The following is a 13,550-nucleotide window of genomic DNA, read 5'->3' on the forward strand; positions in this document are numbered from 1 at the left end:
GTCGATTGAGGGCTACGCGCAGTTGCCGCACACGCCAGAGAGCGCCATCAGCATGAAGCAGTTCGGGCACACCGGCTGCACGCGCTCGGGCGCTGCTGCGGGCTTCGCCTTGGGCTCGGCCTTCGGCTTCGCGGCCGCCGTACGGCGCGATCCCGATCGCGCCTTCTTCGCACCGCCCAGCGGCTCCATGCTCTCGGTCTCGGCGGCGACGCCACGGCCGTGATCGGGGTGATCGACCGCCCAGGCGCCCGGGGTCCGCACACTGCGCCAGCGCGGTGCGGCCTCGCCCACGACGGCGATGATCTCTTCTTCGCTCTGGAATCCGACGGTGTACCCGCGGAAGATCTGCACCGCGGGCGCCCCATCCGAGCGCTCCACCAGGATGCCGCCCTCGGTGCGCATCAGGCGGTCGATCGGCATGCGGCTGAGCAGCCGACGGAGAAACACCCGGTTCGGCACACTCGCTTTGCGGTGCACGAGGGCTTCGTCAAGCGAGCCGTAGCGGTTCATGATCGAATCGCGTGCTGCCGGCTGCTCCATGCGTGCCCTCCCCAGGGTGTGTGGGCCCAGAATAGGCCATCTCCCAGTATCCCGCAGACTCCATTCCCGTGCGCGCACGCTGCATTCCGGGCGCGGTGCCGCGGCCGCTTTCGGACCCCGGCTCAAGACCCGACAGATTGGGATCGCGAGCGCTGCCCGCTACCCCCGCGTCAGCTCGCCGTGGGTGATGCGGGCCTGCTGGTCGCTCAGCGCGGCGACATAGTCGAGCACGGCGCGCGCCCTGCCTTGGCGGCGCAGGCCGGCGTCGCTCGTCTCCCCGGTGAGCAGCTCCGGGCGCTCGCGGCGCAGAGCGAAGTAGCCGGCAGTCGCCTCGTCTACCCACTCGAGCAGCCTGCGCGGCGCTCGCCCGGCGTCGACCGGGTCGGTGAGCCAGGCGTCGAAGCCGAGCGCGAGGTCGGCCATCACCCGCGCCTGCCCCCGTTGGGTTTGCCCCAGCTCGGGGCGTTCGAGCACGAAGTGCGCATGCACAAACTTCAGCACCATGACCTCGTGCCAGGCCCGGGTGTTCAACCGCACATGGCCGCTGCGCACGTGCGGTGCTTCTTCCACCACGATCGAGGTGCGGAGGTGCTCAATCCAGCGACGCGTGAAGCCGGACACGGCGCGCTCGCTGTCGATGCCGCCGTCATAGGGCGCGGCGAGCAGAGACTCTCCCACCTCCTCTGCCACGCGCGCGACCGCCTCCGTGAAGGCCGCGCGGTCCGCGATCCATGCATCCTTCAGCGCGAGCCTGCGCCACAAGAGCTCGAGCGAGTGGCCGGGTGCGCGCCAGCTACCGCCCAGTTCTTCGGGATCGGCTGCGGCGAGCGCGGCGGCGCGGCTCAACCAGGCGCGCAGTTCTCCCGTCACCGCGGACTGCTGCAGCACCCCTGCGCGCGCAAAGTCATCAAGATCGTGCACGGCGTAGGCGATGTCGTCGGCAAGGTCCATAACCGCGCACTCCACCGTCTGCATGCCAGGCGCAATGCTCGGGTATGCCGCTCGTGCAGCCGCCATCTCGATGGCATCGAGCGCGTAGGCGGAGAACTTCTCGGCCCCGTCGCGCTCATCAGCCCCCACGCCACGGGGGCGCTCGGCAACCGGACGCTCCGCGACCCCGATCCCAATCCATTCCGCGCGCGTCCACGGGTACTTGAGTGTCGCCGCCCGGGTCGCGGCGGTGAGGTTCAGGCCAGGGAAGTCGCGGCCCAGCGTGTCGAGCTGGGTGAGGATGCGGAAGCTCTGCGCGTTGCCCTCAAAGCCCTCCGGCAGCCCGAAGCGCTCGCGCGCCACACGGTCGAGCACGCGCTCGCCGAGGTGGCCGAACGGTGGGTGGCCGAGGTCGTGTGCATGGGCCGCCGCCTGCGCAACCACGGTGTCGCAGCCGCCGAGACGAGCGATGACTCCGCCCGCCGCGTCGTCGCGCGGCGCCTCCCCCCGCGTGAACGCGGCGTGCACCGCAGCCTGCCCGGCGAGCTGGGCCGCGATCACTCGCGCCACCGCGCTCACCTTGAGCGAGTGCGTGAGGCGGTTGTGCATCACCGGGCCGACGCCCGACTGCGGCACCACCTGAGTCACGTCGGAGAGGCGCGCGAAATACGAGGAGAAGCGGATCCGCTCAAGATCGATCCTGAACTCCTGTGCCGCGGGCGACTCTTCAAGCGGCCCGTCGGCGTCGTGAATCCCCGCGGATCGGTGCTGGGAGGACTCGTGTTCCACGTACCTCCGAGCACTGCGCGACACTGCACCTGCTGCAACCCCAGCCTCACTCATGTCCCCATTCAAGCAGCACCCGAGTAAATTTCAGGCCGCCGCTACACTGGGGCGCAGAACCGGGAAGGGGCGCATCGTGAGCAACGCCGCACAGGAGTCTGGAAATCGCACCCGTGGCGAGCGTGTGCGCGCCATTGAGCGGGCCTCCCGCAAGCCCTGGGACGAGTGGGTGACACTCTTCGAGGCCGCTGGGGCGGCACGGCTGCCCCACCCCGAGATTGTGCGGATCGCCCGCGCCGAGCTTCCCGCCGATCTGGAGAACCCGGATTGGTGGGCGCAGGGCGTGGCAATCGCCTACGAGCACCACGCTGGGGTGCGAGTGCCGGGCCAGTCGTCGACGGGCACGTTCCGCGTAAGCGCAAGCCGCACCGTGCCGCTCGACCGTGACGCGGCAATCGCGGCGTGGACCGCAGCCTACGGGGATCGCAGCGAACACCTCGGGCATGCGGCGGGTGAGCCCCGCCCGTCGCGCACGGAGAAGCGCAGTTTCTGGCGTTTCGACCTCGCCGACGCGGGCCGGGTCGAAGTGTCGGCCACCCCGAAGGGAGACGATCGCGCAACGCTCACCGTGAGTCTTGAGGGCCTCACGGATGGTGATCGTATCGAGGAGTGGCGTGCGCACTGGAAGTCGCTGCTCGCCGCCCTCTAATCGTCACTTCCAGGGTTTTCCCGAGAAGCTCGGAGGACGCTCATTGGCTGGGCTGCCACAGTAGTGATCAGTTCACCCACTCGAGGGTGTTCACCGGGTGGGAAAAAGGAGCCGCAGTGCAGAAATCGCAGAAGGTGCTCGTCGGAGTTGGAGCGAGCGTCCTCGCCCTCGCCGCGATAGCCGCGATCGCTGGCCCCATGGTGTACCGCGACTTCATCGCGGAGCCCGCGGCCGACGCGCCAGCGCTGTCCGGCAGCGAGCAGATCATGGGTGAGTCGAGCGGCGCACCACTCGATCCCGCCGTGCTTTCGGGGAAGTGGCAGGTCGCTGACGGTTCGGAGGCGGGTTACCGCGTCAACGAGGTGCTGAACGGCACCGATGTCACCGTCACCGGCCGCACGGCCGAGGTGAGCGGCACCTTCCAGATCAGCGCCGACGGCTTGACGCTCGAGCAGGCTGAGCTCACCGTCGACGTTGCCTCGATCGCCACCGACAGCGCCCCGCGCGACGCGTACTTCCGGGACGATGCGCTGCGCACGGATCAGTTCCCGGAGGCGAGCTTCTCCCTCACGGAGCCCGTCACCCTGCACGAGATTCCAAACTCGGGCGACACCGTGCGCACGGCAGCCGCTGGCGAACTCACCATTGCGGGCGAGACCCGCGCGGTGACCGCGACGGTCGAGGTGCGCAGCGACGGCGAGCGCACGGAGATCGCCGGCACGATCCCCATCACGTTTGCCGACTTCGGGGTCACCGCACCGAACCTCGGCTTCGTCTCCGTCGAACCCACCGGTCAGGTGGAGTTCCAGCTCGTGGCGAGCCGCGGCTAGCCCAGATCCCGCTCCGCGATCCCTAGCTCTTCGTCCTCAATCTCGATCCCCCGTGCGAGCTGGGCGAATGCGGAGCGAGCGAGTCGTGCGGGGGTCCCCGCCGAGCCATCGGGATCGGCGCCCAGCGATGCCCAGTGCTCAAGCCCCAGTCTGATCGAGTCAGTCGCGGCAGCGGCCAGTACTCGCACCCCAAAATTCGCCACGGGCGACTCCGTGAGCTCCGCGATGATTTCACGCAGCCGACGCTCGGACTCCGCGTTGACGCGCGCCCACACCGTGCGAAGCGCAGCGTCATCGTCCATCGCCCGCAAGACACCGCGCGACCAGCGGAGGCCCTCACGTTCTGCGTCGGTGGTGGGCAACAGGAGTGAGTCGATCAGCTCGGGCACCGCGCGACGCGGGTCTCCTTGCGCGGACGCGGCAAGCGCCCGCTGCCACTCCCCCGCGCCCACCGAGAGCAGCGGCGCGACCGCGTCCTCCTTCGTGCGGAAGTAGCGGTAGAACGTACGCAGCGAGACGCCGGCCGCAGCTGCGATCGACTCCACGGTCACCTGGCCAGCGCCGTGCTCTGCGAACAGCGTCGCCGCAGCTCGCGCGATGTCGAGCTGCGTCGCGGCTCGACGGCGCTCAGTCAGACTGAGGCTCGGGGCCGCCTCGGTCCCGGCAGGTTCTGGCACGTTTCCCACGTGTGAGAGCGTACTCGACCCAGACCAGCAGTGCACATCTTGACACACTGACACAACGTGCCACAATGGCACTGTATGCACAGACTCGCGCTGCGCCAGCCGCACCGCGGGCACCCAATCCACACCAGTGAAGGATGGACACTATGAACCGCTACGAAGGCCGCCGCGCGCTTGTGACCGGCGGTGGCTCCGGCATCGGCCAGGCCACGGTGCTTCGCATGCTTGCCGAGGGCGGACGCGTGGTCGCGGCCGATGTCTCGGACACCGGTCTCGCAGACACTGTCGCGAAGGCGGGCGCCGCAGCAGATCGACTCCACACCGTGATCGTCAACATCTCCGAGGAGGCGTCGGTGCGCGCTGGTGTCGCTGACGCGATCGCCTGGCTGGGCGGGCTCGACGTGCTCGTCAACGCCGCGGGCATTCTGCGCTCCTCGCACACGCACGAGACCAGCCTCGATTCCTTCGAGCAGGTACTCCGCGTCAACCTGGTGGGCACCTTCCTCATGATTCGCGAGACGATCCCCGCGCTCCTCGAGGGCACGGGCTCCGCCGTAGTGAACTTCAGCTCGACCTCAGCTACCTTTGCGCACCCGTACATGTCCGCCTATGCGGCTTCGAAGGGTGGCGTGCAGTCCATGACCCACGCGCTCGCGGCAGAGTATGCAAAGCAGGGGATCCGTTTCACCGCCGTGCAGCCGGGCTCCATCTCCTCGGGGATGACCGACGGCACAGGCGAAAGCAAGCAGAGCCAGGGCCCCGGCCTCCCGGAGGATGCCGACATGATGTTGTTCATGAAGCTGCAGCCAGCGCTGGGCGAGGGCTTCGCCGGCCCCGAGACGGTGGCGAGCGTCGTGGCGATGCTCGCGAGCGAGGACGGCAAATTCATCACCGGCACCGAGGTGCGCATCGACGGCGGCACGCACTTCTAAGCTGCCGCTCGCCGCGCCCTTGGCGGTGGGCCGGTCCACGCAGCGTGATGCGCGCACCGGCCTACGCCGTGGCGACTAGCCCTCCGCGAGCTCCTGCGCCTCTGGCGGGAGCTTCCGCACACGAGCGCGGCGCCGGCGGCGCTCCGGGATCATCGAGCGCATCTCCTCAAGCTTGCCGAAGCAGAGCAGCCGATCCTCCGCCTCAAGCACCACGTGCTTGCGCGGGTTGGGGATCACCTGCACGCCGCGATGCAGCGTCAGCACCGTGATGTCGCGGTCCCAGAGTCCGAGCTCCCCGAGCGGCTTGCCCACGTGCTCGGAGCCCGCGTGCATCGAGATCTCCGCAACGCCGTACCCGGTGGACACGCTGAGGCGCTGACGCACATCGATCTCGGGGAAGTTCACCTGGTTCGCGATGTAGTCGATGATCGCGCCCGCGACGTCGAGCCCCGTCGCTGCCTCAATGCCCTGCAGACCGGGCGAGGAGTTCACCTCCATGACGAGCGGGCCGTCGTCGCCCTCAAGCATGTCGACGCCGGCGACGCGGAGTCCCATGATCTGCGCGGCACGCACCGCGGCCTGCTCGTACGCGGGCTCGAGCTGCACGGGCTCAACCGTGCCGCCGCGGTGCACGTTCGAGCGGAACTCGTCGCCGCTCGCCACCCGGCGCATCGCCGCAACCACGCGGTCTCCCACCACGAGCGCGCGCACATCGCGGCCGCGGCTCTCCGAGATGAAGCGCTGGATCAGCACGTTCTGGCGGGTGGAGTGCAGCGTCTCAATGATCGCCTCGGCAACCTTCACCTGTGGGGCGAGGATTACTCCGATGCCCTGCGTTCCCTCAAGCAGCTTGATCACCACGGGGGCGCCGCCCACACTCTCGATCGCGGCGCGCACGTCGGCGCGGTTCCGCACGAACGCCGTTGCAGGCATCGCGATCGAGTGGCGCGACAGAATCTGAATCGCTCGCAGCTTGTCGCGCGAATTCGAGATGCCGTTCGCGGTGTTCGGCGTATACACGTCCATCTGCTCGAACTGGCGCACCACTGCCGTGCCGAAGTATGTGATCGAGTTCCCGATCCGGGGCAGGATCGCGTCGTAGTCGCTCAGCTGCTTGCCCCGGTACAGCAGGTCGGGTTCATCGCCGGCGAGGTCAATCCCAAAGCGCAACGTGTTGAGCACGCGCGCCTTGTGGCCGCGCTGCTCGCTCGCGGCCATGAGGCGCTGCGTCGAGTACGCCTGCGGGGCGCGCGAGAGAATCGCGAGTTTCACCGTAGTTCCTGCCAAGATAGAAGCGTGATCGGACAAGACCATTCAAGCACTCTCACGGGGTGGCGCGAGTGGGTGTCGCTGCCTGAAATCAATGTGCCCTGGATCAAGGCCAAGATCGACACGGGCGCGCAGACCTCTGCACTCCACGCGACGGGCATTTCCGAGTTTGAGCGTGACGGCGCGCCGTGGGTGCGCTTCACCGCACACCCCTGGCAGCTGAGTGATGAGGATGCGGCCGAGGTTGAGCTTCCCGTGCACGATCGTCGCACCGTGCGCAGCTCCTCGGGGCACGCGCAGGAGCGTCCCGTGGTGCTCATCGACGTGCAACTGGTGGGCCGCACGATTCGCGCCGAGTTCACCCTCACCGACCGCGAAGAGATGCTGTTTCGAGTACTCATCGGGCGCGAGGCGCTGCGGCAGGGGTACATCGTTGACTCCGACGCTTCGTTTCTGGGCGGCAAGCCGCCGCGACCCGTCCGTCGACGCAACCGCGGTCGCGCGTAGCCCTTCACGCCGCGCTTTCGCTACTTGTGTTCCCCCTAGTCAGCTTCCACGCAGCTCGCTAGTCTGAACCCATGAGCGCCAGCAACCTGGATCTGATCCCTCGCGGAACCGTGTTCACGCCCGAGCAAATCACCCACTACGCCGATCCCGATACGCGCAGTCTCGAGCAGGCCATCATTGACGCCGATCTGCTCGTCGCGACCCCGCACTCGGGTGCTGCGATCCCCGAGGAGCTCGCCGAGTTCCTCTCCCCCGCGCTCACCCGCCGACTGCAGTATGACTTCAGCGACGTGGCGACCGCATCGATCGTGCGCCGCTGGGCCGAGATCGACCCGCGCATCGTCGCGGTCATCAACCCGCACCCGCGCCTCATCCGAGACCCGAACCGACGCAAGCCCGACGATGTGCGCGCCGATCTCGCAGCCGCGATCGAGCGCGTCCGTGCCGCGGGCGCGTGGCAAAAGGTTGACCTCACGGGCGTCGATGCGATCCGCCCGGTCACCTTCTCCTTCTTCCCCATTCTCGAGATCCCCGAGACCGAGGAGGGGCTGCAGCGTCTCGTCGACGCGTTCGCCGAGACCGCCGAGGCCGGCCTGGGTGTCTACGAGCGCACACGCGAAGCGCTCACCGATGCATTCGTGGCGCACGGACTTGAGCACGGTGGCTCGTTCACCCGCCTCTCGTTCCACGACACGATGAACACCACGACGACCCGTGAGGGCGCAGTAAACGTTGCGCGGGCCGAGGCCGATCGGCTGCCCGCCGTCGTCGCGCTGTCCAACCGCGGTGACCACCAGGGCGAAGAGCGCGATCCCGAGGATCGACCGACGATGGACCCGGCAGCGTTGCGCGAGCTCGCGGAGGCGCATCGCGCAGGCTTCGAAGTGAACGATCCCGCTGCGGTGCTCCTCAACCAGCCGTACCTCGGCAGCGAAGAAATCCGTGCGGCGGGCGCACGCTTTGGCGCGATGCGCGCCGAGGCTGACGCGGCGGGCCTGCGGCTGGGCGCGGTGCAGGCGGAGTTCCTGCGCGAGTATCTGCTCGGGCCGGCCGCTGCCGCGGAGCTGCAGGAGCCTGGCACTGACTGGGTGACCGAGAACCCCGATCACATCGACGCCGTCGCCCACGCGTGCAAGCGTGCGTGGGACGCATTCCGCGATGCCCAGTAGCCCCGCACCCGAGTCTGCCTTCACCGTTCGCCCGCTCACCGCGGCCGACATCGAGGTGACGGCCCGCGTCCTCGCAGAGGGCTTCTGGGACGATCCGGTGTGGGGGCCCGCGTTCCCCGCGCACCCGGAGCGCATGGCGCACGCCCTCGCGCATTGGCGGTTCATGGCCGACCAGGCCGTGCGCTACGGTGAACCCCTCATCGCGGAGCTGCCGGACGGCACGGTCGCCGCGGTCTCAACCTGGTTCCCGCCGGGCCAGGACGAGATCCGTGAGGTTGATCTGCCGGCCTACGAAGCCATGCTGCGCAGCACGATCGGCGATGCCGCGGCAGAGGCGCTCCTCTCGGAGGGGGAGCTCTTCGCAGACGCACGTCCAAGCGAGCCGCACGCGTATCTCTCCATGCTCGCGGTGTCCCGCGAAGCGCGTGGGCTTGGGATCGGCATGCGCCTCGTCCAGGCTGCCCTCGAACGCTACGACGCTGCAGGGCTCCAGACCTATCTGGAATCGTCGAACCCCGCGAACGATGCGCGCTACGAGCGCCTCGGTTACCGCCCGGCGAAGCAGATTCACATTCCAGGTTCGCCGACTGTGCAGAGTTACCTGCGGCCCGCTGCCGCGTAGCCGCGCACCCCTCCAAACGGAGAAATCCGGGCTCTCGGTCGGCTTCCTGAGGAAGCGTCCGAGAGCCCGGATTTCTCCGTTGAACAGCGCGGGGCTTCGCGGTTTAGCCGCCCCAGAGAACGCCGAACAGGGCGCCCGCCGCAATCGTGGTCACCGCGAGGATCAGCGTCGGCAGGAAGAACGAGTGGTCAACCAGCTTCGTGCCGAGCTTCGTTGAGCCCGAGTGATCGAAGTTGGCCGCCGCAATCTGCGAGCCGTTGGTGGGCAGCAGGTAGATGCCCGCGAAAGCACCGGCCCACATGCCTGAGAGCAGTCCGAGCGGGATGCCCGCCGCGAGACCGATCGGCACAATTGTTCGCGTTGCCGTCGACTGGCTTGTCGTGAGCACGCAGACGAGGAACACACCGAGCGCGAAGATCCACGGTGCCGCGGTCACGAGACCACCCACGCCGTCAGCGATGAGCGTCGTGTGCGCGCCGAGGAACGTGTCGGTGAGCCAGGCGAGGCCGAAGAGGGCGATCGCGGAGACCATACCGGCCTTGAACACAGTCATCGTGGGGATCTCGGAGACCTTGGGGCGCGACACCACGAGGATGAGCGTGCCCACCACGAACATGACGATCTCGATGATCGGGGTCATCGCGATCGGGTCGCCCGCTGCGTCAAGCGGGCGGAGGCCCTTGAAGAGGCCGAAGGCCACGATCGCGGCCACACCGAGCAGGAAGATCACTGCTGCGTTGCGGCCGGCCGCGGTGACGGTCACCTCAGCGCGCACCTCGGCGGCGTTCGCCGAGGGAGCGGGGATCTCACCCTTCGCGATCTTCGCCTGGATCTCGGGATCGTCCGCGATCTCCTTGCCGAGGCGGTTCACGACGATGCCGGAAATGATGATGCCGACGATCGCGGCGGGGATCGTCACCTTCAAGATGTCGACGAGCTCGAAGTTCCAGGGGGCGGTGTCCGTGAGGGTCACCATGGCGGCCATCGCGGCGGAGACCGGGCTACACGCGAGCGCGACGCCTGTCGCGACAACTGACAGCGAGAGTGGCCGGGAGGGGCGCACACCGTTGCGGTAGGAGAGGTCCTGAATCACGGGGAGGAGCGGGTAGAGGATGTTCGACGTGCCCGCACCCACTGCGAACAGGAACGAAACGAGCGGCGCGACGAGCGTGATCTGCTTCGGGCTGCGCGCAATCAGCTTCGCGGCGATCGACACCATCCAGTCGATTCCGCCCGCCGACTGCATCATCGACGAGGCGAGCACCACCGAGAGCACGATGAGCAGTGCATCGACGGGTGGTGAGCCGGGGGCCAGGCGGAACACGAATACGAGGATCGCGACGCCAGCACCGCCCCAGAGACCCAGCCCCACGCCACTCGACCGTGTACCCATCACGATACAGCCGAGGACAACGAGGAGCTGCGTGATAAACAGCACGATATCCATAGGTTCCCCCTTGTTTCTTCTTGGGCTTCAGAGTAGCGCTGCACACCGCTCAGGCACAGCACATTTTTCTCTCGTTCACTCGGCTGCCTCCCGCGGCGCTACTTTTCAGCGATGAGGCATGATGGAGGGAGAGACGAGGGAGGCGAGGATGACCGCGATTCTGGCGGGCCTGCGCGGCCTGCTGCCCACGCGCGAGGACTATCGAGGGCTGCGCACGAGTTGGCGGGCGGACCTCATCGCCGGCCTCACGGTGGGAATTGTTGCGTTGCCACTCGCGCTCGCTTTCGGCGTGAGCTCAGGTGTGGGCGCAGAGGCTGGACTCATCACCGCGATCGTCGCCGGACTCGTCGCCGCAATCTTCGGCGGCTCGAATGTGCAGGTCTCGGGCCCCACCGGCGCGATGGTGGTGGTGCTTGCCCCAATCGTCGCGGTGCACGGCGTCGGCGCCGTCGCGGTGGTCAGCCTGCTCGCGGGCCTCATCGTGCTCGCAGCCGGGGTGCTGCGCCTCGGCCGCGCCGTGAGCTACATCCCGTGGCCGGTGATCGAGGGATTCACCGCGGGGATTGGGATCATCATTTTCCTGCAGCAGGTCCCCGCCGCCCTCGGCGTCGACGGCTCCGGCCGTTCGTCGAACGCGGTCGTTGCCGCATGGGAGGTCCTGCAGGATGCGAGCTGGCCGGCCGCTCTCTTCCCCCTCGCTGCGGTGGCGGGTGTCGCCGCCATCATGCTCCTCCTCGGTCGATTCGCGCCAGCGATCCCCGCGTCGTTCGTCGCGATCCTCGTCGTCTCCGTGATCGCAGCGCTCGCGGGATCGCCGCTGCCGACCATTGGCGCGCTGCCGCACACGCTCCCCGCACCGGCGCTCCCCGCATTTGACCCCGCGATGCTCTCGGCGCTCGCCGGGCCCGCCGTTGCCGTTGCCGCGCTCGCGGCAATCGAGTCACTCCTCTCCGCCCGTGTCGCCGCAACGATCGCCGACACGGGCCAGGTCAATGCGGACCGTGAACTGTTCGGCCAGGGGCTCGCCTCGATCGCCTCCGGTTTCTTCGGCGGCATGCCCGCCACCGGCGCCATCGCCCGCACCGCCGTCAACGTGCGCAGTGGCGCCCGCACGCGCATGTCCGCGGTGGTGCACGCGCTCGCGCTGCTCCTCGTGGTGCTCGTCGCCGCCGAGGTGGTGGGCGCGATCCCACTCGCCGCCCTCGCCGGTGTGCTGATGATGACGGCCGCGCGCATGGTGTCCCCTGGCACGATCGGTCGCGTGCTGCGCTCAAGCCGCTCGAGCGCAGCGGTGTTCACCGTGACCCTCTTTGTCACCGTGGCGTTCGACCTCGTGATCGCGGTGGGTATTGGGCTCGCCGCCGCCGCGTTCTTCGCGCTGCGCACACTGAGCAAGCTGAGTGATGCCGAGCGCGAGGAACTGCCCGGTGAGGCTGCGCCGGGCGACGAGCGGATCGCACTGTTCACCCTGCACGGCTCGCTGTTCTTCGGTGCGGCGGATCGCCTGGTCGAGCGGATCACGGCGGCTCCCAACGTCGAGGTGGTGATCCTGCGCCTGTCGGACGTGCAGATCATTGATGAGACGGGCGCACACGCGCTCGCCGAGCTCGTGTCGGCGCTCGAGCGTCGCGGCGCCACCGTGCTCATCAAGGGCATACGTCCCGAGCACCGTGTGTTGCTCGAGCGACTCGGTGTGGTCCGCTCGCTGCGCCACCCCAATCACCTGTTCCAGGAGCTCGACCCGGCACTCGCGCACGCGCGCGATCACATCCGGCGCGGCGCACCGAGCTGACGCGCCGCTGCCGCGCCGGGAGTTTCATAGGCGCAGCCGCGAGACTTGGGGCATGAGTCGCCCCGCCCTCCCCGCAGCCCGCATGATCGGCGTGGACATCGCGCGCTTCCTCGCGATCGTTGGCATGATCGCCGCGCACCTTGTGTCCATCGGCGGCATGCTCGCGGCACCCGGCAGTTTCGATGAGGTGGCCGGGGAGGTTGCCGACACGCTCACCGCGGGCATCGCGGCACCTCTCTTCGCGGTGCTGGGTGGCGTGAGCACCGTGTTTGCCACGCGAAAGCTGCTGCGCGCCGGCCGCGCGGGAGCCGCGATGGGGGCGGTCGCGGTGCGTGGTGTCCTCCTGATCCTGATCGGCCTCACACTCGGCATCATCGAAACCCCCGTCGCGATCGTGCTCGCCTACTACGGCCTCGCGATGCTGCTTATTGCTCCCCTCGTCGCCGCTCGGAGCTGGCTGCTCGGGCTCATCGCGCTCGTGCTCACCGCCGGCGGGGGCATCATGAATGCGGCCATCCGTGAAGCCAACCCCAGCTGGGGCGGCGCGGGCCAGGTGAACTTCGATTCGTTCGCGCAAGATCCATGGGCGGCGCTGCGCACTCTCCTGCTCACCGGCGAGTACCCCGCACTCACCTGGTGCGCGTATCTCCTCGTCGGCATGCTCATCGGGCGCCTGTTGACGGGCGCGGCCCAGCGCGGCGCACTCGGGCGCGCGGCAGCGCTCCTCACGACGGCCGGCGCCGCGCTCGCGGTCGTCGCACAGCTCGTCTCGAACGCCGTGGTGGCAACGCTCGGCGGCGTCTCCGATCCCGCGCTCGAAGGGTACCCCTCAGAGCTGCTCACTGAGTACGTGGCGCAATCGACCGGAGGTGCCCCGCTCTCCACGCAGCTCTGGGCGCAGTTCGTTGCGACACCCCACTCGGGATCGCTGATCGATATCCTCCGCACGGCAGGCATCGCCGCGGCGGTGATCGGCGTGCTCGTGCTCCTCTGCGATGTGCTGCGGACGCGAGGCGGCGCGGGTGCGCCAGGGCCAGTACTCGGCACGCTCCGCGCCGCAGGCGCTGCACCCCTCACGATCTACACGCTGCACATCATCGCCACGGGTGTGATCCTGGAACCTGCGCTCATGAGCCCGGCGGCGTTCTCAGGCGAGGGTCTCGACTGGTGGGTCGCCGGTCTCAGCGGCTTTGGGCTGCAGCTCACCGGGGTGCTGCTCATCGGTGCGGTGCTGGCGGCGCTTGGTCGACGCGGTCCGCTCGAGGCGCTCGTCTCCGGGGTCGTGAAGCTCGTCGTACGGGAGGGCCGCACCACCCGAGTGTGACGCCGCTTTACCG

The 13,550-nt window shown here is 68.6% G+C and carries 13 protein-coding genes; 8 read left to right on the top strand and 5 right to left on the bottom strand.

Translation table 11 applies throughout. The features are described 5' to 3' along the window. Positions 1-12: 12 nt before the first annotated feature. The gene (locus D3226_RS09815) at positions 13-540 is read right to left on the bottom strand and encodes a hypothetical protein (RefSeq protein WP_202382365.1); all 528 of its coding nucleotides are present in this window, start codon (positions 538-540) and stop codon (positions 13-15) included. Between the two features lie 159 nt (positions 541-699). Beyond that, on the bottom strand, positions 700-2,313 hold the full coding sequence (dgt, locus tag D3226_RS09820; protein ID WP_202382366.1) for a dGTP triphosphohydrolase: 1,614 nt from the start codon (positions 2,311-2,313) through the stop codon (positions 700-702). Positions 2,314-2,389: 76 nt separating this feature from the next. On the opposite strand from dgt, the gene D3226_RS09825 reads away from it, so the two are divergent. Beyond that, positions 2,390-2,962: a hypothetical protein gene (locus D3226_RS09825; RefSeq protein ID WP_202382367.1), complete on the top strand. Its 573-nt coding sequence runs from the start codon at positions 2,390-2,392 to the stop codon at positions 2,960-2,962. 116 nt (positions 2,963-3,078) lie between these two features. Continuing rightward, positions 3,079-3,792, top strand: coding sequence for a YceI family protein (locus D3226_RS09830; RefSeq protein WP_202382368.1), 714 nt, complete (start codon positions 3,079-3,081; stop codon positions 3,790-3,792). On the opposite strand, the gene D3226_RS09835 is transcribed toward D3226_RS09830, so the two are convergent. Continuing rightward, complete coding sequence (locus D3226_RS09835) at positions 3,789-4,478, bottom strand: TetR/AcrR family transcriptional regulator (RefSeq protein WP_337248964.1); 690 nt, start codon at positions 4,476-4,478, stop codon at positions 3,789-3,791. The genes D3226_RS09830 and D3226_RS09835 overlap by 4 nt on opposite strands. A gap of 143 nt (positions 4,479-4,621) precedes the next feature. Here D3226_RS09835 and D3226_RS09840 point away from each other — a divergent pair, with 143 nt between their 5' ends. Then, positions 4,622-5,407: an SDR family NAD(P)-dependent oxidoreductase gene (locus D3226_RS09840; RefSeq protein ID WP_202382369.1), complete on the top strand. Its 786-nt coding sequence runs from the start codon at positions 4,622-4,624 to the stop codon at positions 5,405-5,407. 75 nt (positions 5,408-5,482) lie between these two features. Here the strand turns inward: D3226_RS09840 and D3226_RS09845 are convergent, their stop codons facing one another. Next, complete coding sequence (locus D3226_RS09845) at positions 5,483-6,679, bottom strand: RimK family alpha-L-glutamate ligase (protein WP_202382370.1); 1,197 nt, start codon at positions 6,677-6,679, stop codon at positions 5,483-5,485. Positions 6,680-6,706: 27 nt separating this feature from the next. On the opposite strand from D3226_RS09845, the gene D3226_RS09850 reads away from it, so the two are divergent. From D3226_RS09850 to D3226_RS09860, 3 genes are all read left to right on the top strand, one after another. Continuing rightward, positions 6,707-7,183 (top strand): ATP-dependent zinc protease family protein, encoded by a 477-nt coding sequence (locus tag D3226_RS09850; RefSeq protein ID WP_202382604.1) that lies wholly within the window; start codon positions 6,707-6,709, stop codon positions 7,181-7,183. 71 nt (positions 7,184-7,254) lie between these two features. After that, positions 7,255-8,352 carry an N-formylglutamate amidohydrolase gene (locus tag D3226_RS09855; RefSeq protein WP_202382371.1) on the top strand — a complete coding sequence of 366 codons (1,098 nt, stop codon included), beginning with the start codon at positions 7,255-7,257 and terminating at the stop codon, positions 8,350-8,352. Further along, positions 8,342-8,974, top strand: coding sequence for a GNAT family N-acetyltransferase (locus D3226_RS09860; protein ID WP_202382372.1), 633 nt, complete (start codon positions 8,342-8,344; stop codon positions 8,972-8,974). Before D3226_RS09855 ends, D3226_RS09860 begins: the two co-directional genes overlap by 11 nt. A gap of 103 nt (positions 8,975-9,077) precedes the next feature. Here D3226_RS09860 and D3226_RS09865 read toward each other — a convergent pair whose 3' ends face one another. After that, on the bottom strand, positions 9,078-10,421 hold the full coding sequence (locus D3226_RS09865) for an anaerobic C4-dicarboxylate transporter (RefSeq protein WP_202382373.1): 1,344 nt from the start codon (positions 10,419-10,421) through the stop codon (positions 9,078-9,080). Between the two features lie 148 nt (positions 10,422-10,569). Here D3226_RS09865 and D3226_RS09870 point away from each other — a divergent pair, with 148 nt between their 5' ends. Both D3226_RS09870 and D3226_RS09875 read left to right on the top strand, forming a co-directional pair. Then, a complete protein-coding gene (locus D3226_RS09870; protein ID WP_202382374.1) occupies positions 10,570-12,213 on the top strand; it encodes a SulP family inorganic anion transporter in 1,644 nt (547 codons plus the stop codon). Between the two features lie 52 nt (positions 12,214-12,265). After that, positions 12,266-13,537 carry a heparan-alpha-glucosaminide N-acetyltransferase domain-containing protein gene (locus tag D3226_RS09875; RefSeq protein WP_202382375.1) on the top strand — a complete coding sequence of 424 codons (1,272 nt, stop codon included), beginning with the start codon at positions 12,266-12,268 and terminating at the stop codon, positions 13,535-13,537. The last annotated feature ends 13 nt before the right edge of the window (positions 13,538-13,550 follow it).

This window comes from Leucobacter chromiireducens subsp. chromiireducens (assembly GCF_016758255.1).
Taxonomy (GTDB): Bacteria; Actinomycetota; Actinomycetes; order Actinomycetales; family Microbacteriaceae; genus Leucobacter; species Leucobacter chromiireducens.